Here is a 26,173-nt window from a genome sequence, read left to right as displayed (position 1 = left end):
CTCAGTGCGGGTTGCCGAGGCAGAGGTTGCTGCCGGGGCTCTGGAGCAGGGTGTGCAGGAACAGCAGCTCGACGCCGTCGGGCGACTCGGCCGCGATGCAGTGCGGGGTGAGCGAGTCGAAGTGGGCCGAGTCGCCCGGGTCCAGCAGGTGGTTCTGCTCCCCGAGGGTGAGCCGCAGGCGGCCCCGGGTGACGTACAGCCACTCCTCCCCCGGGTGCACCCGCACCACGGCGTCCTGCAGTCCGGGCGGCACCTGGACGTGCAGCGCCTGGAGCGCGCGCCCCGGCGCGCCCGCCCGGCGGTAGCCCCAGCCGCCCGCGCGGTCCGGCTCGATGACGCCACCCCGGATCACCGGCTCCGGCTCGCCCGGCTGCTCGCCGAGCAGGTCGGAGACGGTGGTGCCGTAGGCCCGGGCCAGGCCGAGCAGGACCGGCAGCGAGGGCTGCCGCAGACCGGTCTCCAGGCGGGAGAGATAGGCTGGGGAGAGCCCGACCCGACCGGCCGCCGCCTCCAGGGTGAGCCGGCTGGCCGAGCGGTGTTCACGGAGTCGGGCGCCGAGGCCCTCGACCTCCTGGTCCACGTTCATGGGCCCAGTTCACACCCGCCGTGCCTCAGCGGCAAGCAGTTTGCCTCTGAGGCAAAAGCTACGGCCGGGGGATGTTCCGCAGGTTGCTCCGGGCCAGGTCGATCATCCGGCCCACCCCGCCGGAGAGCACCGTCCGCCCGGCCGCCAGCGCGAAACCCTTCAGCTGGGCGGCGGTGATGTGCGGCGGGATGGAGAGCGCGTTCGGGTCGGTGACCACGTCCACCAGCACCGGGCCCGGCCGCTCCAGCGCCCCGGCCAGCACCTCCCGCACCTTCGCCGGGTCGGTGACCCGCTCGGCGGGCAGCCCGACCGCCCGGGCCAGCGCCGCGTAGTCCACGTCGCCGTTGTCGATCTCGGCCTCGGGATAGCCGCTGACCAGCATCTCCAGCTTGATCATGCCGAGCGCCCCGTTGTTGAACACCACGATCTTGACCGGCAGCCGGTACTTCGCCACGGTCAGCAGCTCGCCCAGCAGCATGCCGATCCCGCCGTCCCCCGACATCGAGATCACCTGCCGCCCCGGCGCGGCCAGTTGGGCCCCGATCGCGTGCGGCAGCGCGTTCGCCATCGACCCGTGCAGGAACGAACCGATCACCCGCCGCCGCCCGTTCGGCGACAGGTAGCGGGCCGCCCAGACGTTGTTCATCCCGGTGTCCACGGTGAACACCGCGTCCTCGGCCGCGAGTTCGTCCAGCACCGAGGCGACGTACTCCGGGTGGATCGGGACGTGCTTCTCGATCTTCTTGGTGTAGGCCCCGACCACCTCTTCGAGTGCCTTGCAGTGCTTGGCCAGCAGTCCGTCCAGGAAGGACCGGTCGGTCTTCTGCTCCAGCAGCGGCAGCACCGCCCGCAGGGTGGCCGCGACGTCCCCGTGCACCGCCAGCTCCAGCGGCGTCCGGCGCCCCAGCCGGGTCGCGTCGTGGTCGACCTGGACGGTGTTGGCACCCGGCAGGAACGAGTCGTACGGGAAGTCGGTACCCAGCAGCACCACCAGGTCGGCCTCGTGCAGCGCCTCGTGGCAGGCGCCGTAGCCGAGCAGCCCGCTCATCCCGACGTCGTACGGGTTGTCGTACTGGATCCACTCCTTGCCGCGCAGCGAGTGCCCGATCGGGGCCAGCACCCGCCCGGCCAGCTCCATCACCTCGCCGTGCGCCGCGCGGACCCCCGCGCCGCAGAACAGCGCGACCCGCTCGGCCGCGTTCAGCCGTTCGGCCAGCGCCTGCACCTGGGACCACGGCGGGGCGGCGACCGCCTGCTCGGTCAGGAAGCTGCCGGTCCCGGTCGGGTTCGCGGCGGGCAGCGCGGCCACGTCGCCGGGGAAGACCAGGGTCGAGACGCCCCGGGCGCCGAGCGCGTGCTGCACCGCGACCCGGAGCAGGCGCGGCAGCTGGGCCGGGGTGGAGACCATCTCGCACCAGCTGCTGCAGTCCACGAACACCCGCTCCGGGTGGGTCTCCTGGAAGAAGCCGGTGCCGATCTGGGCGCTCGGGATGTGCGAGGCCAGCGCGAGCACCGGGAGACCGCTGCGCTGGGCGTCGTACAGCCCCTGGACCAGGTGGGTGTTGCCGGGGCCGCAGGAGCCCGCACAGACCGCCAGACGGCCCGTCAGTTCGGCGTCGGCGGCCGCCGCGAAGGCGCCCGCCTCCTCGTTCCTGACGTGCACCCACTCGATCCCGTCCGTCCGCCGGATGGCGTCCACCACGGGGTTGAGGCTGTCCCCCACCACCCCGTAGACCCGCTCCACCCCGGCCTGCCGGAGTACCTCGACCATCTGCTCGGCCACGCTGACCACGGTTCCACCTCTCACTCTTGGCACTCGGAAGACACGGGCTCGACTGTCGGCAGGTGGCTCGGAAGAGTCCAGGGGCTCGGGGAACTGCGACGCCGGCCCTTGCAAGGTCACCGTTGCGTAGCCGGTCAGGCACTTTCGCAGTGACCCGCACGCCAGATCTCCTCGCCCACGCGGCGGAGCCGCACATCAGCAGAGCCCCGAGCCCCTGGACCGTAGACCCGGAGCACCTGCCCAGAGCTCAACCCCAGGCCGGGGTCGGCCTATTCGGCGGCCAGGTGCGGCGGTTCCGCTCCGCTGCCGACGGAGGGGCCCGGCTGTTGCTGGCGGCGGGCCGGCTCGCGGCCGGGCGGCTGGAGGCAGCGCTCGGGCGTCTCCGGGACGACCATCGGGCGGGAGGCCGGGCGGCCGGGCTCGATCCGGAGCGGTTCGCCCTCGTGCAGGACGGTGATCGAGGTGCCGCGGCGGAGGGTGTAGGTGGTCCGGGCGTGGGTGATCTCCACGTGCAGCAGGTTGCCCCGGGTCTTCATCGCGAAGGCGAGCCGCCGCAGCCCGGCGGGCAGCCGGGGCCGGAACGACAGGTGCTCGGCGTTGTCCCGCAGGCCGCCGAAGCCGGCCACCAGGGCCAGGCAGGCCCCGGCCAGCGAGGCCATGTGCAGGCCGTCCCTGGTGTTGCCGCCGAGGTCGTGCAGGTCCATCAGGGCGGCTTCGGCGGTGTAGTCGTAGGCCAGGTCGAGCTGGCCCACCTCGGCCGCGATCACCGCCTGGGTGCAGGCGGAGAGCGAGGAGTCCCGGACCGTCAGGCGCTCGTAGTAGGCGAAGTTGCGGGCCTTCTGCTCGTCGGTGAAGGCGTCGCCGCGCACCTGCATGGCCAGCACCAGGTCGGCCTGCTTGACCACCTGCTTCCGGTACAGGTCGAAGTAGGGGTAGTGCAGCAGCAGCGGGTACTTCTCCGGCGGGGTGGCCTCGAAGTCCCAGAACTGGTGGTCGGTGAAGCCGTCGGCCTGCGGGTGCACCCCGAGCTTCTCGTCGTACGGGACGTACATCGCCCGGGCGGCGTCCCGCCAGGCGGCGGTCTCCTCGGTGTCGACGCCGAGCGCGGCGGCGGTCGGCTGGTGCCGGGCGGCGGCCTCGGCGGCGGCCCGCAGGTTGGTCTGCGCCATCAGGTTGGTGAAGACGTTGTTGTCGGCCACCGCGCTGTACTCGTCCGGCCCGGTGACGCCCTCGATCCGGAACCGGCCGGCCGCGTCGTGGTGGCCGAGCGAGCGCCACATCCGGGCGGTCTCCACCAGCAGTTCGAGGCCGTACTCCCGCTCGAACTCCACGTCGCCGGTGGCCCGGACGTACCGGGCCGCCGCCACCGCGATGTCGGCGCCGATGTGGAACGCGGCCGTCCCGGCCGGCCAGTAGCCCGAGCACTCCTCGCCCCGGATCGTCCGCCAGGGGAACACCGCACCGGCCAGGCCGAGTTGGGCCGCCCGTTCGCGGGCCAGCGGGAGGGTGGTGTGCCGCCAGCGGAGGGCCTGCTTGACCGCGTCCGGCAGGCAGTAGGTGAGCACCGGGAGCACGAAGGTCTCGGTGTCCCAGAAGCTGTGGCCGTCGTAGCCGGGGCCGGTCAACCCCTTCGCGGGGATGGCCCGTTCCTCACTCCGGGCGCCGGCCTGGAGCACGTGGAAGAGCGCGAACCTGACGGCCTGCTGGAGCTCCACGTCGCCGTCGATCTGGACGTCGCTGGTCTCCCAGAACTCCTTGAGGAACTCCCGCTGTTCGGCCACCAGGCCGTTCCAGCCGGTGTACCGGGCGGCGGTCAGCGCGGCCTCCACCTGGTCCCGGACGGCGGGCAGCGAGCGGGTGGCCGACCAGCCGTACGCGGTGAACTTGGTGAGCCGCAGCTCCTCGCCCGGGTGCAGCACCGTGGTGACGCTGATCCGGCCCTGGTCCTCGGTGCACTCGGCGGTGACGTGGAAGCCGTCCGGGCCCTCGATCAGGTGGTCCATCCCGACCGCCACCCGCTGGCCGCTGTACCTGGTCCGGTGCACCAGCACCGCCTTGGTGCCGGCGGCCAGCCCGGCCTCGGCCACCAGCGGGGCCTCCAGCACGGCGGCGGCCCGGGGGTCCGCCTCGCCCCCGCCCGGCAGCTGCTCGTTGGCCACCAGTTCGGACTGCAGCACCACCCGGATCGGCCCGTCCACGGCGGTCACCCGGTAGTCCACCGCCGCGATCGCCCGCTGGGTGAGCGAGACCAGCCGGGTGGAGGACACCTTGACCGTCCGGCCGGCCGGCGAGGTCCACTCCGCGTCCCGCCGGAGCAGGCCCTCCCGGAAGTCCAGCCTCCGCTGGTGGTGCAGGAGTTCGCCGTACCTGAGGTCGAACGGCTCGTCGTCCACCAGCAGTCGGATGATCTTGCCGTTGGTGACGTTGATGACGCTCTGGCCGGACTCCGGGTAGCCGTAACCGCCCTCCGCGTAGGGCAGCGGGCGGAGCTCGAAGACGCCGTTCAGATAGGTGCCCGGCAGGCCGTGCGGCTCGCCCTCGTCCAGGTTGGCGCGCAGGCCGATGTGACCGTTGGAGAGCGCGAAGACCGACTCGGACCTGGCCAGGCCGGCCAGGTCGAGGCCCTGCTCGGTGACGCCCCAGGGGTCGACGCTGAAGGTGGTCTGCGGGCTCATCGGGTGTCCTCCGGCCGGCCGTCGATCAGTTCGGCGAGATCGTCCACCACCAGGTCGGCGCCGTGCTCCCGGAGCGCCTCGGCCTGCCCGGTCCGGTTCACCCCGACCACCGTGCCGAAGCCGCCAGCCCGGCCGGAGGCGACGCCCGCCAGGGCGTCCTCGAACACGGCGGCGTGCGCGGGTTCGACGCCGAGCGCCCGGGCCGCGGCCAGGTAGGTGTCCGGGGCGGGCTTGCCGGGCAGCTTCTCCCGGCTCGCCACCAGCCCGTCGATCACCACGTCGAACAGGTCGTCGATCCCGGCCGCGCGCAGCACGTCCCGGCAGTTGGCGCTGGAGGAGACCACCGCGCGGGGCAGGCCGAGCTCCCGCAGCCGGTGCAGGTAGGCCACCGAACCGGGGTACGGCTGGACGCCCCGCTCCCGGATCATCCGCAGCACGGTGTCGTTCTTGGCGTTGCTCAGCCCCTGCACCGTCCTGGTCCCCGGCGGGTCGTCAGGGGTGCCCTCGGGCAGCGTGATGCCGCGCGAGGCCAGGAAGGTCCGGGTGCCGTCCAGCCGCGGCCTGCCGTCCACGTACTCGTCGTAGTCGGTCGGCTCGAACGGGGCGAACCCGGAGCCGGTCTCCGCTCTGAGGAAGGTGTCGAACATGTCCTTCCAGGCGGCCGCGTGCACCTTGGCGGTCTGCGTCAGTACGCCGTCGAGGTCGAACAGGAACGCTTCGATATGGTCCGGGAGCCCCAGCATGACTATCAGTCTGGTCCTCCGGAGCGCCGAAACCGCCCATTCGCAGCGTGTCTGGCGCGTCGCGAACGGGCGGTCCCGGTAAAGCCGCTGCCGTCACATCGGGACGGGCGTGATCAACGAGAAGACCGCACCGTCCAGGTCCTGGACCAGGGCGACCCGGCCCCAGGGCTGGTCGGTCGGCGGGTCCAGCAGGTTCCCGCCCGCCCGGACCAGGGCGTCCACCGTGCTGTCCACGTCGTCCACGGCGAAGTAGGTGCGCCAGTGCGGCGGCGTGCCGGGCGGGTCGTTCGCCAGGTCGAGCACCCCGGCGACGCCCCGGCCGGCCACGTTGTACGACAGGTACTCGGGCATCTGCTCCATCGGGGCGATCCTGGCCCCGAACACGGCGTCGTAGAACGCGCCCACCGCGCCGGGGGCGCTGGTGTGCAGCTCGTTCCAGACCACCGCGCCGGCCTCGTTCACCAGCTGGGCGCCGAAGAAGTCCAGCGGTTGCCAGACCCCGAACACCGCGCCGCTCGGGTCGGCCGCCACCAGCATCTTCCCGGTGCTGCCGACGGTCATCACGGGCAGCAGTACGGTGCCCCCGTTGTCGCCGATCGCGGTCAGCGTGGCGTCCGCGTCGTCGGTGCTCAGGTAGGTGGTCCAGTTGGACGGCACCTGCGGCTGCCCCGGCTCCACGTCCACCGGACCCATGATCCCGGCCACCGGCTTGTCGTTCTTCGCGCAGATCGCGTACCCGCCGAACTCCTGCGGTCCGATCTCGCCCTGCCAGCCGAACAGGTCCTTGTAGAAGTCCAGTGCGGCCTGCTGGTCGCGCGCGTTCAGATCCACCCAGCACGGCGTGCCCACCGCATAGGGTTCGGTCACCTCGACCATGCGTCATCTCCCATCGAACCGGCCCCCGCCGCCCACCCTCACCGGCCGGGCGGCATCCCGCCACCGGAGCGGCGGCCGGGCCGGGCCCGGCTCAGCCGGGCTCGGGTGCGGTGATCCGGACCTCGTGACGGGCGGCCTTCGGGGCCAGGAAACGGCTCAGCAGCTCGCCCTCGGTCACCAGACCGTCCCGCTCCGCCGGGGTGAGCCGCCGGAACGGGCGGGCCGTCAGCACCGCCTCGCCCTTGGCCGCCGCGTGGCGCCAGGTGGCGGCCACGAAGCCGTCCACCAGGACCGAGCGCGGCATCTCGTTGACGCCGGCGAAGCCCTGGTCGGCGAAGTCGACGGTGAGCACCCGGCCGCGGTCGGCGTGCGAGAGCAGCAGGTTGTCGAAGTCGTACAAGTAGCGCACCGGGGCCGGGGTGTCGGCGGGCGGGCGGGGCGCGTCGGGCAGGTCGAACAGCTCCCGGCCCTGCTCGTCCCGGAACACCACCAGCTGCGGGCGGAGCCGGTCCAGCACCTCGGCCAGCCGGGTCAGGCCGCTCCACTGCTGGATGTCCCGCACCGTGCACGGGCCGAAGCCGGCCAGCTGCCGGAGCACCAACTGCTCGACGTCGGGTGCCGGTTCGAGCTCCCGGCCGGGCCACTGCTCGACCGGGAGGTGCGCCACCGGGCCGCTGCGGCCCCACAGTCCACGGGGCGGCACCTGCACCAGCGGCACCACGGCCCGGACCGTCTGGGCCATCGCCGCCCCGTCGTACGCCGGGAAGTGCTCGGTCAGCAGCTTGCCCAACTCGGCGAAGGTCAACGCCCGTTCGGCGAACGCGGCGCGGCCGACGGCGGCCAGCTCGGCAAGGTCCAGGCCCACCAGCTTCCGGCCGAACGCGCCACGGGTGCCCCGCTCGATCACCGGCTCCACCAGCGGGCGCAGCCAGAGCGCGTCCTCCACCGTGACCAGGTGGATGGTGCCGCGCATCAGCGCGATCCGCAGCAGCCCGCCCTCGGCCAGCAGCCCGGAGGTCTCCTCGGGGGTGTACCCGGCCAGCCTGGTCCACAGCCCGACGTACCAGGTCTGCGGGGTCTGCGCCTGCAGTCCGAGCAGCCGCTCCAGCGCCTGGGGCACCGTCAGTTCCGAGCGCTCCAGCAGCAGCTGGCGGGCCAGCGTGGCCCGGTTGAGCTCCCTGCTGTCCAGCGTGACGGTCATCGCTCCCCCTCGGGTCCGGCCTTGCAGCGACCGTAGCGGCACTGCTCAGGCCGCGCTGGCCCGACGGTCCGTCAGCGGTACCAGCGCGGCGGACTCCAGCGGCGCGGACGGGTCGACCGACAGCTCCGGCGGGGCCGGTTCGGCGCCGGCCCGGACCAGCAGGTCGCCGATCGCGGCGATCATCGCGCCGTTGTCGGTGCACAGGCCCGGTGGCGGCACCCGCAGGGTGATCCCGGCCGAGGCACAGCGCCGCTCGGCCAGCTCGCGAACCCGGGAGTTGGCCGCCACCCCGCCGACCACCACCAGGGTGGTGATGCCGTGGTCGGTGCAGGCCCGGACGGCCTTGCGGGTCAGCACGTCGGCCACCGCCTCCTGGAGCGCGGCGGCGGCGTCCGGTACGTGCGGGGCCTGCTGCGCCTCCACCCAGCGGGCGGCGGCGGTCTTCAGGCCGGAGAACGAGAACGCGTACGGGGCGTCCTGAGCACCCGTCAGCGGTCGCGGGAAGCGGACCGCCTTCCGGTCGCCGGTCCGGGCGGCGCGGTCGATCGCCGGGCCGCCCGGGTAGGGCAGGCCGAGGATCCGGGCCACCTTGTCGAAGCACTCGCCGGCCGCGTCGTCCAGGGTGTCGCCGAGGTGCACGATCGGGTCCCGCGCCAGGTCGCGGACCAGCAGCAGCGAGGTGTGGCCGCCGGAGACGATCAGCACCACGCAGGGGTTCGGCAGCGGCCCGCCGGCCAGCCCGGCGGCGGCCACGTGCCCGGCCAGGTGGTGCACCCCGTGGAGCGGCACCCCGAGCGCGAACGCGTAGCCCTTCGCGGCGGCCACCCCGACCTGGAGCGCCCCGGGCAGACCGGGCCCGGTGGTCACGGCCACCGCCCCGACGTCGGCCAGGGTCAGCCCGGCCCGCCGCAACGCCTCGGTGACCACCGGGGCGACGGCGTGCACATGCGCCCGCGCGGCGATCTCCGGCACCACGCCGCCGAACCTGGCGTGCTCGTCCATGCTGGACGCCACGGCCTGCCCGAGCAGCACGCCGTCGCGCACCAGACCGGCGCCGGTCTCGTCGCAGGACGACTCGATGCCCAGCACCACCGGGGACTCCGGCATGACCCAACCTCACTACCTGCTGCTCGGGAAAAGTACCTGCACATAGTGTGCAACAAGCCGACCGCCCGCCGGGCCGGGGCCCGACCCGGCGAACTCCTGCCGGGCCCACCCTCCCGACGGTAGGTTCAACGGGTGGGTGAGCGGTGGGGTGAGTGGGTGCGGGTCCCGGTCGGGGACGAGGCCGCACGGTGGGCGACCCGGGGCGGCAGTACCAAGGTCCTGCTGGTCGTGCACAACGTCACGTCCGCGACCAGGCTGCTGGACGTGGTGCCGCTGTTCCGCGACGACCTGCGGGTGCAGCTGCTGGCCACCTGTACCGGCTCCTCGCCGTTCCAGGCCGGCCTGGCGGAGCTGTTCGACGCGGTCGGCGTGCCGCTGCTGCCCTGGGAGCAGGCGGTCGGCACCCCGGTGGCGCTGGCGATCTCGGCCAGCCTCGGCGGCCAACTCGACCGTATTCAAGGGAAGTTGGTCGTTCTCTCGCACGGCGTCGGGTACAATAAGATACTCGCGCCAGCCAGCCAGCCAGCCAGCCAGCCAGCCAGCCAGCCAGCCAGCCAGCCGTTCGTGTTCGGCTTCGACCCGGCGCTGCTGCTGGACGAGGCCGGCGTCCCGTTCGTGGACGCGATGGTGCTCTCCCACCCCGAGCAGGTCGAACGCCTCGCGGCCGCCTGCCCGCCGGCCGCCGCGACGGCGGTCCTCGCCGGTGACCCCTGCTACGACCGGCTGCTGAGCGAGCGTCCGCTCCGCGAGCGCTTCCGCCGCACCCTCGGCGTCCACCCCGGACAGCAGTTGCTGCTGCTCAACTCCACCTGGAACCCGAACGCGCTGTTCGGCGACGGCGGCCCGGTGGACCTGCTCCCGCTGCTGCTGCCCCGGCTGCGCGCGGAACTCCCGGCCGACGAGTACCGGGTGGCCGCCGTGCTGCACCCGAACATCTGGCACGGCCACGGCCCCGGGCAGATCCGGCTCTGGCTGGACGCCGCGCAGCGGGCCGGGCTGACCCTGATCGACCCGGTGCACGACTGGCGGCAGGCCCTGCTCGCCGCCGACGCGGTGCTCGGCGACTTCGGCTCGGTCAGCTACTACGCCGCCGCGCTCGGCACTCCCGTCCTGCTCGGCGCGGCCTCGCTCGACACCCTCGGCCCGGACAGCCCGGTGGCCGACTTCGTCCGCAAGGCACCGCAGTTGGACCCGTACGCCGCCCTGCTGCCGCAGCTGGACCGGCTCCGGGCCGAGCACCGGCCGTTCCCCGGCCCGGCCGCGCTGACCAGCTCCGACCCCGGCCGGGCGGCCGGGCTGCTCCGGGCGCTCTGCTACCGCCTGATCGGGCTGCCCGAACCCGGGACGCCCGCCCTCCTGGACCGGCTGCCGCTGCCGCCGTACCAACCGCCCGTGCGCACCGCCCCGTTGCGGGTCTGCACCCGGGTGCTCCGGCACGGCGCGGTCGAGCTGCACCGGACGGTCTCCCCCGAGTACGAGCCGGACGGCCCGGGCGAGGGCCACCTCGCGGTGCACGAGGACACCCTGGACCGGGAGGTGCTCGACCTGGCCGACCTGATCTACCGGTACGGCGCCCCGGACGACCCCCGGTTCGGGACGCCCGCCGACTGGACCGCCGAGGTGCTCGACCGCTTCCCCGGCTGCTCGCTGGCCGCCTACGTGACCGGCCCGCACCACTGCGTGGCCCGGCACCGCAACGGCCTGCTGGTCGAGTTGACCACCACCGACGGCGGCGCCGACCCGGCCGCCTGGGCCTCCGCCCTGCTGGCCCGGCCCGCCCCCGGCCCACTGGGCGTCCGCACCGGCAGCACCAGCCACACCGTGCTGGTCACCGAGCTCAGGCGCTAGCCCGCTCGCGCAGCGCGTGCAGGAACGGCAGGTGCAGCGCGGCGTTCTCCCGCCCGAGCAGCACCAGCGCCTCCTCGATCGCCACCGCCGCCTCCGCCGGGCGCCCCTGGGCCAACCGGGCCTCGGCCAGGTTGGTCAGCGTCCGGGCGGTGTTGTAGTCGTCGCCGTGCTCCCGGAACCAGCTCAACGCCAGCTCCAACTGCTCGACCGCCCGGGCCGGTTCACTCGCGAGCGCGCGCCCCCGGTGCCGCCGCAGCAGCGCCCGGGCCCGAGGCACGTCGGCCCGGCCGCGGTCACCCTCGGTGATCCCGCCGAGCAGCCGGTCGGCCTCCTCGAAGCAGTCGTACGCCTCGGTGAACCGCCACTGCCGCAGCCGCAGCAGCCCGAGCGACTCGACCGCGGTGGCCTGCCCGCGCAGGTGCCCGGCCGCCCGGTCCGCCTCGGCGGCGGCCATCAGCTCGGTCTCGGCCTCGTCGTACTTCTTCGACTCGACCAGCGCGAAGGAGAGTTGGGTGTGCATCCGGCCGGCCAGGTCGGTCCCGGGGGCGAACGCCTCGGCCGACCGGACGCCCGCCCGGAGCGCGGGCAGCAGCAGGTCGTGGCCGGCCGCCTTGAGCTGGAGCGCCCACAGCGCCTCGACCAGCTGGCAGACCAGGTCGTGCCAGCCGAACTCCCCGGCGGCCCGGACCGCCTCCAGCAGGTTGCCCAGCTCCCCGCTCAGGGCGGCCACCGCGGCTCCCGGGCTCTCGTACTCACCGCGCCCCAACTCCCGGTACAGCGGGCCGAGGTGCCACCGCTGCGGCAGCGCCGCGTGATCCGCCCGGACCGCGAAGTGCAGCAGTGACTCCACCGCCCGGCGGACCGCCGCCGCCCCGGCCGCCAGGCCGTCCTGCCGGACGGCGGCCTGCTCGGCGTGCGCCCGCACCATCGGGCGGTACCGGTAGCGCCCGTCCCGCTGCGGTTCCAGCAGCCGCTGCTCGGCCAGCTCGGCGAGCAGCTCCCCGGCATCGGCGAACTCCCCGACGGCGTGCGCGAGTTCAGGGCCGATCGCGGCCCACGGGCGGAGCCCGCCGAGCCGGTACAGCCGGGCCGCCTCCGGGGACAGCCGCCCGTACGCGTCCTCCACCGCCACCTGGGCGGCGTCCGCCTCCCCGACCCGGGGCGCGGGCACCGTGGCCAGGTACGGCGCGGCCGCCCGCAGCGCGAACGGCGAACCGGCGCAGCGCGCCAGCAGCGCGGGGAGGGTGGCCTTCGCCGCCCCGACCGCCTGACGGCCCGCCAGTTCGGTGAGCAGCCGGGTGGCGTCCTTCCCGCTCAGCGGGCCGACCGGCACACCGACCGCGTCCAGACCGGTGAGCGGACGACGGGCCACCACGACGGTGCACACGCCGGGCGCCGAGGTCACCAACGGCAGCACCTGGGCCGCCGACTGCGCGTGGTCGAGCACCAGCAGCAGGCGCCGGTCGGCCAGCGCCGTCCGGTAGGCGGTCAGCCGGTCGTCCAGGCCGAGCGGGACGGTGTCGGCGGGCATCCCCAGGTCCAGCAGCAGCCGGCGGAGCAGCGCGGTCGGGGTCGGGCTGGTGCCCAACGCGCCGCCGCGCAGGTCGAGATAGAGCTGCCCGTCGGGGAACCGCCGGATCTCCCGGGCACCCCAGTGCACCGCGAGGGTGCTGGTGCCGATGCCTTCGGGGCCGTGCAGCACGGCGACCCGGGGGCGCCCGTCCGGCTTCCGGTCCGCCTCCTGGTCGAGCTGCTTGAGCGCCTCCCTGCGGTCGGTGAAGAACCGCACCGAGGCGGGCAGCGCCCTGGGCACCGCGGGACGGTACGTACCGGCCCCGGCGTTGCCGTTCAGCCAGGCCGACAGCTCCAGCGCGAAGGCCGGATCGGCCTGGGCCCGCGCCACCAGGCGCCCGGCCAGCTGCTCGCGCTCGGCCGCCCCGGTCGGGGCCGGCACCTCCCGCCCGAACGCCCGCCTGGTCAGCCCGCCGACGGACTCCCAGGCCCACCTGCCCGCCTCGTTGGCCATCGAGGCACCGACGGCGCCCAGCACCGCGGTGACCGCCGAAATCGACAGCGGATCGAGCACGCCACTCCCCCTGGTCCGACCGGCTCTTCGGCCCCACCGTAGCCTGCCGCCGTCGCCGGGCGGGGTCCGTTCCCCGATCCGGCGGCCCGGTGTGCCCGACTATGAACCCCGGATATACACCCTGGGTAGAGTGCCGTCCATGTCACTCGGTCAGATCCTCCTCGGCCTCCTGGAGTCCCAGCCGCGCCACGGCTACGACCTGAAGCGCGCCTACGACGAGCAGTTCGGCCGCACCAGGTCGCTGCACTACGGGCAGGTGTACTCGACGCTGTCCCGACTGCTGAAGAGCGGGCTGGTCGAGGTGGAGGGCGTCGAGCCGGGGGACGGCCCCGAGCGGAAGCGGTACGCGATCACCGAGGCCGGGGTGACCGACGTCGGCGAGTGGCTGGCCCGGGCCGAGAGCCCGGAGCCGTACCTGCAGAACACCCTGTACGCCAAGGTGGTACTCGCGCTGCTGACCGGGCGCCCGGCGGCGGAGGTGCTCGACCTGCAACGGACCGAGCACCTGCGGCAGATGCGGGTGCTGACCCGGCGCAAGGACTCCGGTGACCTGGCCGACCAGCTGATCTGCGACCACGCGCTGTTCCACCTGGAGGCGGACCTGCGCTGGCTGGAGCTGACGGCGGCCCGGCTGGACGAACTGCGCGGGCAGGTCGGCCGATGACGGCCCCGGCCGAGGCCCGTACCGGGCAGCGGTCCGCGCCGGCGACCGCGCTGCTCAGCGGGACCGGCCTGGCGAAGGCGTTCGGCGCCACCGCCGCGCTGCACGACGCCTCGCTGAGCGTCGAGGCGGGCGAACTGGTCGCCGTGATGGGCGCCTCCGGCTCCGGCAAGTCCACCCTGCTGCACTGCCTGGCCGGGATCGTCCGGCCGGACGCGGGCGAGGTGACCTACCGGGGCACCCCGCTGGCCGGGCTCACCGACGCCGGGCGCAGCGCGCTGCGCCGCAGCGACTTCGGCTTCCTGTTCCAGTTCGGCCAGCTGGTCCCGGAGTTGACCTGCTTGGAGAACGTCGCGCTGCCGCTCCGGCTGAACGGGCTGCGCCGCCGCCCCGCCGAGCGGCTGGCCCGGGAGTGGTTGGAGCGGCTGGAGGTCACCGGCACGGCCGCCCAGCACCCGTCCGACGTCTCCGGCGGCCAGGGCCAGCGGGTGGCGCTGGCCCGGGCCCTGGTGACCGGCCCGCAGGTGGTCTTCGCCGACGAGCCGACCGGTGCGCTGGACTCGCTGAACGGCGAACGGGTGCTCCGGCTGCTCCGGGCCGCCGCCCGGGAGTCCGGCGCCGCGGTGGTGCTGGTCACCCACGAGGCCCGGGTCGCGGCGTACGCCGACCGCGAGGTCGTGGTCCGGGACGGGCGCACCGTGACCCGCTAGGGAGCGTATCGAGTCGTGATCAATCTGTGGGATGTGCCTTCGTGGCACGGCCCGGTCCGGTAGACCGTCTTGCGTGACGCGAGTTCAACTGACTGATGATGAGTGGGAGTTCATCGAGCCGTACCTGCCGATCGGCGAGTACGGCCCGTACCCCGAGCGGCTGCGGCAGCAGTTCGAGGGTGTGATCTGGCGGTTCAAGACGGGCGGGCAGTGGCGGGAGATGCCGACGGAGTTCGGCGCCTGGTCGACCGTCCACAACCGCTTCCGGCAGTGGCGCAACGCCGGGGTCTTCGAGGCCCTGCTGGAGGGCACGATCGCGGAAGCCGCGAAGCGCGGTGAGGTAGATCTGTCCCTGGTCAGCATCGACTCCACCACCGCCCGGGCCCACCACGACGCGGCCGGCATGCACCTCGACGGGGACGTCGTCACCGCCCTGGAGAAAGCCGCCGCCGAGGAGGAGAAGGCTAGGTCAAAGGGGGCGGCCTCGAAGAACAAAGCGGGCAGGAGGCCGAAAGCGATCCCGCGCGAGAGGAGCGAAGACGCATCCGGCGTCGGCACGGACTCCGACTGAAGGCCGCCCTGCTCGGCAGGTCCCGGGGCGGACTCACCAGCAAAATTCATCTCGCCGCGGACCGCGGATGCCGTCCGCTTGCACTTGTCCTGACCGCCGGACAGGCCGGGGACAGCCCGCAGTTCATCCCCGTTCTGAAGAGGGTGCGGGTGCGCGGGCCCGTCGGCCGTCCCCGCACCCGGCCGGACGCGGTCGCCGGGGACAAGGCCTACTCGTCCCGCGGAAACCGCGCCCACCTGCGTAAACGCCGAATCAAGGCGGTCATCCCGGAGAAGAAGGACCAGGCCGCCAACCGGAAGAAGAAGGGCTCCGGAGGCGGCCGCCCCGTCAGCCACGACGCCGACCTCTACAAGGAGCGGAACACCGTCGAGCGCGCGATCAACAGGATGAAGGCGTGGCGCGGCATCGCCACCCGCTACGACAAGACTCCGGGCAGCTACCTCGCCGGCCTCCACCTCCGCGCCTCGATTATCTGGATCAAGGACCTCACGCGAAGCTCCACTTGATCACAACCAAATACGCTCCCTAGACCCCGTCAGGGGCCGTCGGGTGTCAACGGGGCGTCAGGATCGCGGCCGGCGCCGCCAGGAGGGCGTCAGGGAACGGTCGGGCGCGAACCGTCCCGCCTAGAGTCGGGGCTGTCGACGGCGCCCGCCCCGCTCCGTGGGGGAAGCCGCGTGCGGGCCGACAACGGAACGAGCCGCAGACCCCCGGGGGTCTGCGGCTCGTTCCGTGACGCTGCGGATCAGATGGACTGCCAGGCCGGCTTCGCCGCGTAGGTGGCGCGGAAGTAGTCGGCCAGCTTCAGACCGGACGCGGCCGCCTCGTCCACCACCACGGTGGCGTGCGGGTGCAGCTGCAGGGCCGAGGCCGGGACCAGCGCGGACAGCGGGCCCTCGACGGTGGCGGCGACGGCGTCGGCCTTGGCCTCGCCGGTGGCCAGCAGCACCAGATGGCGGGCCTCCAGGATGGTGCCGATGCCCTGGGTGATGACGTGGTGCGGGACCTGGTCGAGGCTGTCGAAGAAGCGCGCGTTGTCGACCCGGGTCTGCTCGGTCAGCGTCTTGATCCGGGTCCGCGAGGCGAGCGAGGAGCACGGCTCGTTGAAGCCGATGTGCCCGTCGGTGCCGATGCCGAGCAGCTGGAGGTCCACGCCGCCGGCGGCGGCCAGCGCGTGGTCGTACGCGATCGCCTCGGCGGCGACGTCCTCGGCCGCACCGTCCGGACCGAAGAAGGACGCCTCGGTCAGCCCGAGCGGCTCGATCACCTCACGGAGCACCACCGAGCGGTACGACTCCGGGTGGCCGGCCGGCAGGCCGACGTACTCGTCCAGCTGGCAGACCCGGGCCCGCGAGACGTCGAGCGCCCCGCTGCGGACCTTGGCGGCCAGTGCCTGGTAGATCGGCAGCGGCGTGGAGCCGGTTGCCACCCCGAGCAGCGCATCGGGCTTCCGCGTCACCAGCTCGGCCATCGCCGAGGCGATGAGCTCGCCGCCGGCTGCGGCATCGGGGACGATGACGATTTCCATGGCTCCACCGTTCTGAGTCGCGCTGTGGTCTAGACCAGACGGAACCAAGCCTATCGCGCCGACCGCCACCGGGGCAGACCCGCCGCCCGATTGCGCCCACTCGTTCCAGCCCTTGAGACCAATGCGACAGGCAGTCGCCCGGGACAGCAACCCCGGTCCGGCCATCAGGGGAGCCGGGCCGGGGGTGTCGGCGCACTCCGCCGGTCCCGGTCCGGGTGGCCGGGGTCACGCCGCCGACGGGCACCCGGTAGAACAGTCGGGGGCGGCGGGGGTCCGCCACCGGAGGGGAAGTGACGCGGTGGACGACGGCACGGAGCTGGCCCGACGTTTCGAGGAGCACCGGCCGCACCTGCGCGCGGTGGCCTACCGGATGCTCGGCTCGATCGCCGAGGCCGACGACGCGGTGCAGGAGGGCTGGCTGCGCCTCGACCGCACCGGCGCCGGCGAGATCGAGAACCTCGGCGGCTGGCTGACCACGGTGGTGGCCCGGGTCTGTCTGAACCTGCTGCGCTCCCGCGAGCAACGCCGGGAGGACCCACTGGAGTTGCGCATCCCCGACCCGGTGGTCAGTCACCAGCGCGGCGTCGACCCGGAGCAGCAGGTCCTGCTCGCCGACTCGGTGGGACTGGCCCTGCTGGTGGTGCTCGAATCCCTCGGCCCGGACGAGCGGATCGCCTTCGTGCTGCACGACATGTTCGCCGTGCCGTTCGACGAGATCGCCCCGATGCTCGACAAGTCCGGTGCGGCGGTCCGGCAGTTGGCCAGCCGTGCGCGCCGCAAGGTGCAGGGGCGGGCACCGGCCCCCGATCCCGACCTGAGCCGTCAGCGCCTGGTGGTCGACGCCTTCTTCGCCGCCACCCGCGACGGGCGGTTCGACGACCTGGTCGCCGTCCTGCACCCCGACGTGGTGCTCCGCTCCGACGGCGGCCCGAACCGGCCCCGCCAGAGCGTGGTCCTGGAAGGCGCACGGACGGTCGCTTCGCAGGCCGTCACCTTCGGCAAGCTGGCCCCGTTCGCCCGGCCCGCCCTGATCAACGGCGCCGCCGGAGTGGCCGTCGTGGTCAACGGCAAGCTGTTCTCGGTGATGGCCTTCACGGTGGTCGACGGCCTGGCCGTCGCGATCGACGTGCTCATCGACCCCGAACGCCTCGGCCGGGTCGACCTCACCGCGCTCGACCTCTGAACGGGCGGGGCGGTGGGCTGCTCCCATCGCCCCGGTCGGACGGTAACTCGGCTTATGGAGAGGGGAGTTACCGTCCGACCGGCAGGCCGGCGGCGGCGTCCGACCCGATGAGCACCTTCTCCAGGTTCGCGGGCACCCCGGTCGCCAGCAGCATCGCCGCGCCACCCTGCTGCAACCACCGCAGGTGCGGGTCCCGCAGGCTCTCCGCGCGCTCCGAGGCGAGCATCTCCGCCAGCTCGGCGGGCAGTCCCGTCGCCAGGAGCATTGCCGCGCCACCCTGCTGCATCCACTGAATGTTCTGGTTCGTCGTCATGCAGAGAACGTTACGGAGCACCGGAGTTCGCCGACATCCGATGCTCCCCCGGCCGTCGAGGGGGGTTTTCCCCCGTACCCGGGTACGGGTGTGCCCAGGGCCCCGACCGCGCGGATCGGTCGGGCACCGACCACGGTTGCACGCCTGTGACAGGAGGCGGACCCTTCCCGGACCCCCGGTACGCCAGACTTCTCCTGTCGCACAGAGCAGCGAGCTACCGAACAGGCGGACACGCCACGGGGGGAAGCAAGGCTCGGGCGAAACCCACACCCATCCCACCGTTTCCCGAGGAAACCGCCATGTCCGCTCGCTCCCGCCGCCACACCGCCATCAGCCTCGCCATCGCCGTGACCACCGGTACCACCCTGCTGCTGACCTCGTGCAGCGCCTCGACCACCGCCAACTCGGCGGCCGCGGCGACCGGTTCGCCCGCCGCTCCTTCCGTGGCGCCGTCGGCCGCGCCCACCGCCGCGCCCACCGCTCCGCCCACCGCTTCGCCGAGCGCCGACCCGACCGGCGCGCCCACCGCCACCCCGAGCGCCCCGAGCGCCCCGCCCGTCGCCCTCGCGGCCGTCGCCGACGCACCGCGGGCCGTACTGAACGGCACCGCCCGCAACGGACTGACCATCAGCAACGGCACCCGGTACGTCGTGATGAACGGCACCACGGTCGACTTCGGCACCGAGGTCCGCGACCTGGTCTGGTCCCCGAACGGTCGCAAGGCCGCGTTCGTCAACGGGGCCGGTGACCTGGTCGTCACCGACCCGGACGGCAGCTCGCGGGTCACCGTCGCCCGGCACCCGGCCGGTGAGACCTGGTCGCACCCGGCCTGGCAGGTCTCGGCGGCCTCGCCGTACGGCTACTACACGGCCAAGAACAACCTGTTCTTCACCGCCGCCAAGGGTGGGGTCACCCGGCTGAAGTCCGTGCCCGCCACCACCGTCGGCGGTACGCCGCAGCTGCTGGGACTCGGCACCTACTCGGGCCCGGACAGCGCGCAGAACCCGACGACCGGCAACGTGTGGGCGGCCGGCGGCGGCGCCGACGGCCGTACCGTCTACGCGAACAGCGACAGCGGCGAGGTCTTCATCCGCGACGAGGCCCTGCGCCAGCAGGGCGGCCCGGTGGCCAAGGGCTCGGAGCCCACGCTGTCGCCCGACGGCCACGACATCGTCTTCGTCCGCGCGGTGAACGGTCACGACCACCTGTTCCGGACCGACAGCCACGAGATGACCGGCCCCGCCAAGGACCTCACCCCGCACGCCACCACGGACTACACCGAGCCGGCCTGGTCCCCCGACGGCCGCACCGTCGCCGCCCGGACCCCGGCGGGCATCGTGACCCTCCCTGCGAACGGCTCCGCCGCCCCGACCCTGGTGTCCGGCCACCACGGCCTGCCGGCCTACCGCCAGCTCGGCTGAGCCCTTCGGCCCAACTCGCCGCCCCCGTGGGCCCGTTCAGCCGGTCGGCTGGGCGGGCCCACGGCCGGTTGCGGCGAGTTCGGCCCGCAGCTCCCCGAGGTGCGCGTCCGCGTTGTCGTGCGGCAGGTACTCGATCACGTCGAAGAACCGGAACAGCACCTGCGCCCCGGTCACCGCGAACTCGTAGTCCGCGTACCCCACCACCGCACCGAGCTCTCCCCGGACCGCACCCCGGACGACATGCGCCGTCAGCTCGTCCGGCTGCTCCGCTGTGAGCCCGCGCCGGGCGTTGGGCCTGGCCAGGTACGGGCACACCATCGAGGCGTACAGCATGCAGGCCCGGTGCCCCGGACCCTCCAGCGTCGGGGCCAGATTCCGGTACGGCCGCCCGGCCGCCAGCGCGGCACCGATCGCGGCCCCCTCGGCCGCCCCGACCACCCGCCACACCGGCCCGCGCGGCATCAGCACGTTGCACACCGAACAGAGCCGCTGCTGCGCGCAGTCGGCACTGCGGCCGTAGTCGGTCAACGCGAACTGCGGCTGCCCGTCCTGCCACGGCGTGATGGCGGGCACCGGGTAACCCCGATCGTCCCGAGGTCGGTCCCGGACGGCGGGCGGCATGGGCACGAGGTCGAAGCGCACACCCCATACCTACCAGCCCCCGGCCGTGGCACCCCCGGCGGGTCGGGCCGACGAGGTCACGGAGAGCCGGGGACAGGGAATCCGAGGGGCGCGCCGTCGACGCATCAGCGGCGCACGAACCCTTGGAGCGGGGCCGCGGAACAGGGCCTCAACTTCGGGTTGCTGAGCGCGTCTGGGCACGGGCCGGGACACATAACTCCGGCCGTCGCCTCGGCCGTGGCAGAGGTCACAGCCGACCGGCCGGCCCGAATTCATCGACAACTACGGGACACCCAAGGCGAGTTCGTCCGAACCACCCGGCGACCACGGATGGCTCACCCGATGGGGTGAACTCTGTGACCCGCGTGCGGCCGACTCCCTGGTTGCGCCAACAGCGGGGCACCACGATTCACCTGGCCACATACAGGGAGCGCCCGCAGCCCGTAGCGCCTGACACGGTGAACCACCGGCCGATGGAGGACCCGCACGAGCCCCCAGAGTTGACAAGTTCAATTGGCTGAGCCCCAGGGTTATCAACTTTGGGCCCGGCTGCCCAACGGGCCATGCGAGGGGAGCAGCGAATGACTGGGAGAGGTCGCCCCAGCAGGGCGGTTGTGTACAAGCGGCTGGACGCCGCCCTCGCCGAGCTGAACCAGCGGTACGGAGGATTGCCGGACCCCCGGGAGGCCCAAGCGATCTGGGATGACATCTGGCATCAGGAGGCCCACCACTCGACAGCCCTGGAAGGCAACACCCTGGTCCTGCGCGAAGTCCAGGCCCTCCTCGATCAAGGGCGAGCCGTAGGAGCGAAGCCACTGGCGGAGTACAACGAAGTCCGGGGTTACGCCGATGCTGCGCGCTGGGTCTACCGGCAGGCGCTCGACCCCGGGGAATGGCACGACGGCAGGCTGCTGACCGTCGCCGAGGTCCGCCAGGTCCATCACACGGCCCTGACACCGGTGTGGGATGTGGCGCCTCACCCCGACGCGGCGGACCGGGAGAGCCCAGGAAACTTCCGTGAGCACGACATCAGACCTTTTGCAGCAGGCATGGCACCACCGGCCTGGCCACTCGTCCCCGCCCGCGTGCAGCAGTGGGTCGAGGACGTGTTCGTCCTTGCAACGCGGCTCACCTCCGGGGCCGGCCCCGAACGCCCCCTGCCCGAAGAACTGGCGAAGGTGCACAACGACTTCGAGCAGGTCCACCCGTTCATCGACGGAAACGGACGCACCGGGAGACTGATTCTCAACCTGGTCCTGGTTCGCCTCGGCTACCCTCCTGTGATCATCTTCAAGAGGCAGCGGGACGCCTACCTGACGGCGATGCAACGGGCCGACACCGGCGACTACGGCTCCCTCGGAGAGCTGATCGCACGAGCGATGCACGACAACCTCAACCGCTTCATCGTGCCGAACGTGGCGGGACCGGCCCGCATGGTTCCTCTGGCCGCCCTGGTGGACACGGAGTTCTCGCTGCCCGCCCTGCGACAGGCGGCCCAACGCGGCCGCCTGGAAGCGTTCCAGGGATCGGACGGCATCTGGCGCAGCTCTCGGAAGGCCTTGGACACATACAGGGCCGCGAAGCACCAAAGGCGCCCGAAGAGCCCCTAGGCCGGCCACGACCGGGGCCGGGCGCACCATTGTGGGACTCCGACCACACCGCTTGCGGAATCTCCCAGTTGCCCGGAGAACGCGAAAGCCCCAGGCCGTTGACCTGGGGCTTTACTGTGGAGCGGGCGACGAGAATCGAACTCGCGCTATAAGCTTGGGAATCTCACCAACTCAGGCCCCGTAAAAGGCTTCTGACCAGCCATTACCTGCCACTCAGCGGCATCGGCCCTGGCACGCCAGCCACCCTCAACTGACCGCGATTTACCGCTGCCATCCGCTGGTTAGGGCACACGAAGGGCACGTCCCTCGGACGGGACGCAAACTATGCCGACGCCATCGGCTTGATGGACGAGTCATGGGCCATGGCATCCCACTTGACGTCCAAGTACGCGAAACTCTCGTCGACCCGCGCCACCTGTGCCGGCCCGGAGAGCTGATCCTCGCTCTCAAACACGATGACGGACTCCCCGACCTGGAGATCGACAGGAATCCTGGAGCGCCGTACGCGTGCGTAGCCTTCAGGAGAGGACACGTTGAGATCGATCTCCAGCCGCACCTCTGCCGTCGGCTGAGTCATTTCGGCCATGCTGGGTTCTTCCTCCGCCCTGTCTCAAACAGTGTGTGCAGTCGGTTAACGTCCGATTCGTGCAGATTGATCCCGAAGATCACGTCATGGTGATGTGTGGGAGGTTCCGAGCGTCGCACACCAAAGCCGTTTTCCTCAAGGACCGATTGGGCAGTGACGAAGATCGTTCGTCCTCCCGCAGTGGATTCTCGGCAGACCCTGTGGAGCAAGCTCTCCTCTTGCTCCTCGTCAGCGCTGCGCTGGATGGCGACCGTAGAGATCGAGTAGAGGATCGGGATGCCTTCCAGGCGGCAGCTTTCAGCCTCGTCCTCGGCCTGGTCAATCAGCTTCTCAACACTGATCGGCGCAAACCGCACGACTAACAGGTCCCCTACTTCGACGCGCATACCTCCAAGCTAGATCGCCTGCGGGCTGGTCGCGCGCGGGCTCTTTGCCCATGTGGGCGGCTGAGCGGGGTGGTCCCCTCCTCGATCGGGCAGCTTCGCCGCACCCGGGTTCTCCAGGGGCCGCCAAGGCTCACGTCCGTGACGCTTGCGCCTGGCCTTGGCGGCCCCTGGGGGTTCCGGGTACGCCCTTGGGTGTCCGATCGAGGAGGGGACCGTCCCGCGACCCACCACGTTCACCACGACGGCGGTGCACCCTCGCGCCTGCCGGCCTCCCCCTCCGAGAGAGGGCGGGGTATGTGGTTGAGTCCTATGGATCTCAGTGCGTGCTCGCTACAGACGCGCGCCGGCGGAGCCGGGCCGGAGCGGGGCGAAGACAGGAGCGTCGGCCCGGCGGTGAGCCGGGGCGCGCGCGGCGAGCGTAGCGAGTCGCCTTGAACCCGTAGAGAAGGTTTTTACTCAACGCCCCGACATGGTCAACGTTCGCCCATCGTGGGAACGGACATGGGGAGCGTCGTCCTGGAGTGCATCCGTGATCCGTACGGCAAAGACCTCGCCCATGTGGGCGCTGGCCTCCTCAGGTGTCAGCCACTCGACGGCCGTCGACTCCTCCGAGAGCTGCTCGCTCCCGCCCTCGGGGTGGCACCGGAAGACCAGCGCGACGATGCCACGGGTCATGTTCTTGTAGACCCCGGTCAGCCGGTCCACGGTGACCTTGATGCCGGTCTCCTCGTAGATCTCCCGGCGAACGCCGTCCTCGACCGTCTCGCCGAGTTCGAGCACGCCACCCGGGGGCTCCCAGGTTCCGTTGTCGGCCCGGCGGATGGCCAGGACCCGACCGTCCTCACGGACCACCACGCCGGCCACCGACACGGAGTGGAGCGGCGTTGACGGGGCTTCTCGGCGGCTGCTACTCATGTACAGGAGGATAGGAGAACAGAAGGACTATGGCGAGCGGTGAAGCGGCCTCTACGGCCAAGGCGAAGTATCTGCAGATCGCGGACGACATTGCGACGCAGATCCGCTCCGGAGCGTTGGCACCCGGCGAAGCGGTGCCCAGTGAAACTGAGCTGATGGCAAGGTACGGCGTCGCGTCCGGCACAGTGCGGAAGGCGATTGCCGAGCTGCGGACGATGCAGTTGATCGAGACGCACCACGGCCGGGGCTCCTACGTCCGCTCTCGCCCTCCGGTGCAGCGGAAGTCCTCGGACCGGTTCCGCCGCGCCCACCGGCTTGCCGGCAAGGCGGCTTACCTGGCTGAGGCGGAGCAATCCGGCGGCATCCCATCGGTGAACGTGCTCTTCGTAGGGCCGACGGACGCTCCGAGCGATATCGCCGAGCGGCTGGGGATCAAGGTCGGCACCAAGGTGCTTGCGCGCAAGCGGCGGTACTTCCGAGACGGGACACCCACCGAGGAAGCCACCTCCTACCTGCCCTGGGACGTCGTCAAGGACATCCCCGAGATGTTCGCCGAGAACCCCGGGGGCGGAGGGATCTACGCCCGCCTGGAGGAACGCGGCTACGTGCTCGCCGAGTTCACGGAGACCGTGCGCGCCCGATTGGCGACCAAGGCTGAGAGCTCCGCGCTCGCGCTGAGCCCCGGCTCACCTGTCATCCACCTGGTTCGGGATGCGATCACCAGCGAAGGCCGCGTGGTTGAGGTCTGCGACACCACCATGGCCGCTGACCAGTTCGTTCTTGACTACCGCTTTGCGGCTCGCGACTGACGGATCATCACCCTGACAGCCCGCCACAAGATTCTTTCTCGTGGCGGGTTGACTCATGTACAGGAGTCGGGCACTCTTCTATCCATCAGCTCATGTACATGAGTGCATGAGGGAACCTCTTCTAGAGGAGCTGCACGATGGCCGTCTTCAAGATCGACACTTCGACCGCGTTCGTGTTCGTCGTCATCCCGCCGGCGCCGAAGCTGGTGAACAAGCAGACGGGCGAGATCGCCCTCGACCGGGAGACCGGCGCGAAGCTGATGACCGTGGGTCTGACCGTCGCCGACGACGGTGAGGCGAACCTCTACACCGTGACCGTGCCGGAAACGGGGATCTCCGAGGGGCTGATGGTCGGTCACCCAGTGGCGGTGACCGGGCTCAAGGCCCGTGACTGGGAGAACGAGTTCAACGGCCAGAAGCGGCACGGCATCTCGTTCCGCGCGATGGCCATCACGTCCCTCGTCCCGGCTCCGGCGAAGGGCTGAGCGCCGTGTCCGAGCTGCTGACGCTGATCGAGGTGGGCGGTCCTGTGGCCGCTGTCGCCGGTGGTGCGGCGTACGCCCGGGTCAAGGCTCCGGCGGTGTACTGGTCGGCGGTCGGTCTGCCGGTCACGGCGGTCCGGTTCTCCGCCACCTACGGAAGCACGATGGACGCCTGCGGCCTCACGGTCGCTCCGTCCCGGCTCCGGGTCCTGCTCACCCGGGCGACCACCCGGCGGGAGATCCGCCCGGTGCCTCCGAAGATCCGCCGCGTCCGTCCGACCTCGACGGGCCTGCGGGTCCGCCTGCGGCTGGCACCGGGGCAGGAACCGGCGGACGTGGCCGCCTCGGCGGAACGCCTTCGCCACGCCTGGGGCGTGCACGCTGTCCACGTGGCGTCGGTCAAGCCCGGCGTGGTGGAGCTGCGGATGACCGGCTTCGACGTGCTCCGCAACGTGCGGATGCCGCGTCGACTGCCGGCCGGTGAGCTGCTGGTCCCAGTCGCGCTGCGGGACGACGGTACGGCCTTCGTCCGCGACTACCGGGCCATCCCGCACTGTCTGACCCTGGGCGCGACGCTCACCGGCAAGTCGGTCTACATGCGCAACCTGATCGCCGGTCTCGCCAAGCTGGACGTGGCACTGGTGGGGATCGACTGCAAGCTCGGCGTCGAACAGGCGCCGTTCGCTCCCCGGCTGTCGGCGCTGGCGACCGACCCGGACAAGGCAAGTGCGCTGCTGGACAAGCTGGTTGCCGAGATGGAAACCCGCTACGACCTGATCCGCGACCAGCAGGGGATCACCGGTTCGGTGCCGGACGACGAGATCACCTCGGACATCTGGGGCCTGCCGGCCAAGCTGCGGCCGGTGCCGCTGGTGCTGATCGTGGACGAGGTCGCCGAACTGTTCCTCGTCGCCACCCGCAAGGACGAGGAACGCCGGGACCACATGGTCACCCAGCTCATCCGCCTCGCCCAACTCGGCCGCGCGGCCGGAGTGTTCCTAGAGGTGTGCGGCCAAAGGTTCGGCTCCGAGCTGGGCAAGGGTGCCACGATGCTCCGCGCTCAGCTCACCGGCCGCGTGGTCCACCGCGTCAACGACAAGACGACCGCCGAGATGGGTCTCGGCGACATCTCGCCCGAGGCGGTTCTCGCCGCAACGCAGATCGCCCCGGAGATGCCCGGCGTCGCGGTGGCCGGTGACTCCTCCGGCGGCTGGTCGCGCATGAGGACTCCGAACCTGTCCCTCGCGGACGCTGCCCGGATCTGCCGGGAGACCGCCCACCTCGCCCCGGTCCTGCCCGCGCTGGCGGCCTTCCGCCCCTACGTCCCGCCCGTGGCACCCCCGGTCGGCGGCCCCTCGCTGGTCAAGCCCCGCCCCGTCACCGGCTGACCCACCCTTCCCACCCGGTCCGGCGTGACCGCCTCACGCCAAGTCCCTACCCGAGCCATGCCCAAAGCCGGAAGGACCAGCCCC

At 72.2% G+C, this 26,173-nt stretch carries 23 protein-coding genes and 1 pseudogene; 10 read left to right on the top strand and 14 right to left on the bottom strand.

From position 1 onward, the window contains the following. Position 1: 1 nt before the first annotated feature. From OHV05_RS18965 to tsaD, 7 genes are all read right to left on the bottom strand, one after another. Positions 2-586, bottom strand: coding sequence for a helix-turn-helix domain-containing protein (locus tag OHV05_RS18965; RefSeq protein WP_405018743.1), 585 nt, complete (start codon positions 584-586; stop codon positions 2-4). A gap of 58 nt (positions 587-644) precedes the next feature. Next, complete coding sequence (locus OHV05_RS18960) at positions 645-2,357, bottom strand: pyruvate dehydrogenase (protein WP_405021494.1); 1,713 nt, start codon at positions 2,355-2,357, stop codon at positions 645-647. A gap of 281 nt (positions 2,358-2,638) precedes the next feature. Next, positions 2,639-5,044, bottom strand: coding sequence for a glycoside hydrolase family 65 protein (locus OHV05_RS18955; protein ID WP_405018742.1), 2,406 nt, complete (start codon positions 5,042-5,044; stop codon positions 2,639-2,641). Beyond that, entirely contained in the window at positions 5,041-5,787 is a 747-nt protein-coding gene (locus OHV05_RS18950) for an HAD family hydrolase (RefSeq protein ID WP_405018741.1), read from the bottom strand. Before OHV05_RS18950 ends, OHV05_RS18955 begins: the two co-directional genes overlap by 4 nt. A 93-nt stretch (positions 5,788-5,880) precedes the next feature. Next, positions 5,881-6,663, bottom strand: coding sequence for a VOC family protein (locus OHV05_RS18945; protein ID WP_405018740.1), 783 nt, complete (start codon positions 6,661-6,663; stop codon positions 5,881-5,883). A 91-nt stretch (positions 6,664-6,754) separates the two neighbouring features. Further along, positions 6,755-7,864, bottom strand: coding sequence for a winged helix DNA-binding domain-containing protein (locus OHV05_RS18940; RefSeq protein WP_405018739.1), 1,110 nt, complete (start codon positions 7,862-7,864; stop codon positions 6,755-6,757). A 45-nt stretch (positions 7,865-7,909) separates the two neighbouring features. Then, a complete protein-coding gene (gene tsaD / locus OHV05_RS18935; RefSeq protein ID WP_405018738.1) occupies positions 7,910-8,971 on the bottom strand; it encodes a tRNA (adenosine(37)-N6)-threonylcarbamoyltransferase complex transferase subunit TsaD in 1,062 nt (353 codons plus the stop codon). Positions 8,972-9,103: 132 nt separating this feature from the next. On the opposite strand from tsaD, the gene OHV05_RS18930 reads away from it, so the two are divergent. After that, positions 9,104-10,819, top strand: coding sequence for a hypothetical protein (locus OHV05_RS18930; RefSeq protein WP_405018737.1), 1,716 nt, complete (start codon positions 9,104-9,106; stop codon positions 10,817-10,819). Here OHV05_RS18930 and OHV05_RS18925 read toward each other — a convergent pair. Then, the gene (locus OHV05_RS18925) at positions 10,809-12,905 is read right to left on the bottom strand and encodes a tetratricopeptide repeat protein (RefSeq protein ID WP_405018736.1); all 2,097 of its coding nucleotides are present in this window, start codon (positions 12,903-12,905) and stop codon (positions 10,809-10,811) included. The two genes, OHV05_RS18930 and OHV05_RS18925, sit on opposite strands and share 11 nt — an antisense overlap. 139 nt (positions 12,906-13,044) lie before the next feature. Here OHV05_RS18925 and OHV05_RS18920 point away from each other — a divergent pair, with 139 nt between their 5' ends. The 3 genes and pseudogenes from OHV05_RS18920 (at position 13,045) to OHV05_RS18910 (ending at position 15,353) form a co-directional block, all read left to right on the top strand. Beyond that, entirely contained in the window at positions 13,045-13,569 is a 525-nt protein-coding gene (locus tag OHV05_RS18920) for a PadR family transcriptional regulator (RefSeq protein ID WP_403045218.1), read from the top strand. Next, the gene (locus OHV05_RS18915; RefSeq protein WP_405018735.1) at positions 13,566-14,276 is read left to right on the top strand and encodes an ABC transporter ATP-binding protein; all 711 of its coding nucleotides are present in this window, start codon (positions 13,566-13,568) and stop codon (positions 14,274-14,276) included. Before OHV05_RS18920 ends, OHV05_RS18915 begins: the two co-directional genes overlap by 4 nt. Positions 14,277-14,349: 73 nt before the next feature. Beyond that, a pseudogene (locus OHV05_RS18910) lies at positions 14,350-15,353 on the top strand (IS5 family transposase). Positions 15,354-15,592: 239 nt separating this feature from the next. Here the strand turns inward: OHV05_RS18910 and nagB are convergent. After that, the gene (gene nagB / locus OHV05_RS18905) at positions 15,593-16,375 is read right to left on the bottom strand and encodes a glucosamine-6-phosphate deaminase (RefSeq protein ID WP_405018734.1); all 783 of its coding nucleotides are present in this window, start codon (positions 16,373-16,375) and stop codon (positions 15,593-15,595) included. Between the two features lie 298 nt (positions 16,376-16,673). Between nagB and OHV05_RS18900 the strand changes: the two genes are divergently transcribed. Further along, positions 16,674-17,558 (top strand): sigma-70 family RNA polymerase sigma factor, encoded by an 885-nt coding sequence (locus tag OHV05_RS18900; RefSeq protein WP_405018733.1) that lies wholly within the window; start codon positions 16,674-16,676, stop codon positions 17,556-17,558. A gap of 67 nt (positions 17,559-17,625) precedes the next feature. Here OHV05_RS18900 and OHV05_RS18895 read toward each other — a convergent pair whose 3' ends face one another. Further along, positions 17,626-17,871, bottom strand: a complete 246-nt coding sequence (locus OHV05_RS18895) for a hypothetical protein (protein WP_405018732.1) — start codon at positions 17,869-17,871, stop codon at positions 17,626-17,628. 299 nt (positions 17,872-18,170) lie between these two features. Between OHV05_RS18895 and OHV05_RS18890 the strand changes: the two genes are divergently transcribed. Further along, on the top strand, positions 18,171-19,292 hold the full coding sequence (locus tag OHV05_RS18890; RefSeq protein WP_405018731.1) for a hypothetical protein: 1,122 nt from the start codon (positions 18,171-18,173) through the stop codon (positions 19,290-19,292). 36 nt (positions 19,293-19,328) lie between these two features. Here the strand turns inward: OHV05_RS18890 and OHV05_RS18885 are convergent, their stop codons facing one another. Continuing rightward, positions 19,329-19,865, bottom strand: a complete 537-nt coding sequence (locus OHV05_RS18885) for a hypothetical protein (protein WP_405018730.1) — start codon at positions 19,863-19,865, stop codon at positions 19,329-19,331. 662 nt (positions 19,866-20,527) lie between these two features. Between OHV05_RS18885 and OHV05_RS18880 the strand changes: the two genes are divergently transcribed. Further along, positions 20,528-21,523, top strand: coding sequence for a Fic family protein (locus OHV05_RS18880; protein WP_405018729.1), 996 nt, complete (start codon positions 20,528-20,530; stop codon positions 21,521-21,523). Between the two features lie 322 nt (positions 21,524-21,845). Here the strand turns inward: OHV05_RS18880 and OHV05_RS18875 are convergent, their stop codons facing one another. The 3 genes from OHV05_RS18875 to OHV05_RS18865 form a co-directional block, all read right to left on the bottom strand. After that, complete coding sequence (locus tag OHV05_RS18875) at positions 21,846-22,109, bottom strand: hypothetical protein (RefSeq protein ID WP_405018728.1); 264 nt, start codon at positions 22,107-22,109, stop codon at positions 21,846-21,848. Continuing rightward, the gene (locus tag OHV05_RS18870; protein ID WP_405018727.1) at positions 22,097-22,495 is read right to left on the bottom strand and encodes a hypothetical protein; all 399 of its coding nucleotides are present in this window, start codon (positions 22,493-22,495) and stop codon (positions 22,097-22,099) included. The genes OHV05_RS18875 and OHV05_RS18870 overlap by 13 nt, the downstream gene beginning before the upstream one ends. Before the next feature lie 456 nt (positions 22,496-22,951). After that, on the bottom strand, positions 22,952-23,422 hold the full coding sequence (locus OHV05_RS18865) for an NUDIX hydrolase (RefSeq protein ID WP_057234058.1): 471 nt from the start codon (positions 23,420-23,422) through the stop codon (positions 22,952-22,954). 17 nt (positions 23,423-23,439) lie between these two features. On the opposite strand from OHV05_RS18865, the gene OHV05_RS18860 reads away from it, so the two are divergent. From OHV05_RS18860 to OHV05_RS18850, 3 genes are all read left to right on the top strand, one after another. Next, positions 23,440-24,219, top strand: a complete 780-nt coding sequence (locus OHV05_RS18860; RefSeq protein ID WP_405018726.1) for a GntR family transcriptional regulator — start codon at positions 23,440-23,442, stop codon at positions 24,217-24,219. A gap of 137 nt (positions 24,220-24,356) precedes the next feature. After that, positions 24,357-24,704, top strand: a complete 348-nt coding sequence (locus tag OHV05_RS18855) for a hypothetical protein (protein ID WP_405018725.1) — start codon at positions 24,357-24,359, stop codon at positions 24,702-24,704. Positions 24,705-24,709: 5 nt separating this feature from the next. After that, positions 24,710-26,089: an FtsK/SpoIIIE domain-containing protein gene (locus OHV05_RS18850; RefSeq protein WP_405018724.1), complete on the top strand. Its 1,380-nt coding sequence runs from the start codon at positions 24,710-24,712 to the stop codon at positions 26,087-26,089. Positions 26,090-26,173 lie beyond the last annotated feature (84 nt).

This window comes from Kitasatospora sp. NBC_00070 (assembly GCF_045041205.1).
In the GTDB taxonomy this organism is placed as follows: domain Bacteria; phylum Actinomycetota; class Actinomycetes; order Streptomycetales; family Streptomycetaceae; genus Kitasatospora.
The sequence above is the reverse complement of the archived record's forward strand: the minus strand, read 5'-3'. Positions and strand labels throughout refer to the sequence as shown.